The sequence below is a fragment of the Mycoplasma testudineum genome (assembly GCF_002245785.1).
GTDB classification, from domain to species: domain Bacteria; phylum Bacillota_I; class Bacilli_A; order Mycoplasmatales; family Metamycoplasmataceae; genus Mycoplasmopsis_B; species Mycoplasmopsis_B testudinea.
In genome coordinates, this window is sequence record NZ_NNCE01000022.1 from 1 (window position 1) to 587 (window position 587).

The following is a 587-nucleotide window of genomic DNA, read 5'->3' on the forward strand; positions in this document are numbered from 1 at the left end:
GGGAGCAAGTAAAAATTAACGGATTTAAAATTTTATTTTTTTTAGAAACTTAAAATTAAGTCTCATTTTTACCTTAGCAATTAAATATTACATAAAATTATGCATTTAGTCAATACAAAAAAATAGATTGTAGAATGAAGCAACCAATCTAGTAATTTTTACTTAATAATTTATAACTTGCTCTTTTCAAGACCTGTTTAGGATCAGTAAAATAAGCTTTACCCTTTAAAAATCTCAATTCAGAATTTGCACTTTCAATTATATTGGTTGACCAAAGGTCATATTGTGAAGTTTGTCAATTTTTAATTTTTGGAACAGTAAAATAACTACCAATTTTTAGCATCCTTTTAATTTTTTTAAAAATAGAATGCGGCAGATATCTGCTTATTTCATCATCAACAAATTTTGGATTTCCAAGTTTGATTAGTTCAATAATCTTTGAACCAAATGCCTTAAATTTAGTCGTTAAAATTTTGTCTAAATTTCTTCTAAGATGAACTAAGCAAGTCTGATGTAAAGTTTCACTAAACTCTTCCTTAATTGCTTTAGAAACACTTAATGAAGTGTCACTAACAACCAAATTTATT

1 protein-coding gene is annotated in these 587 nt (G+C 25.6%); it reads right to left on the minus strand.

The window, feature by feature from the left end:
* Window positions 1-148 precede the first annotated feature (148 nt).
* Window positions 149-587 (minus strand): transposase (locus CG473_RS04125; RefSeq protein WP_148130231.1); only part of this gene is annotated, 439 nt, incomplete at its 5' end.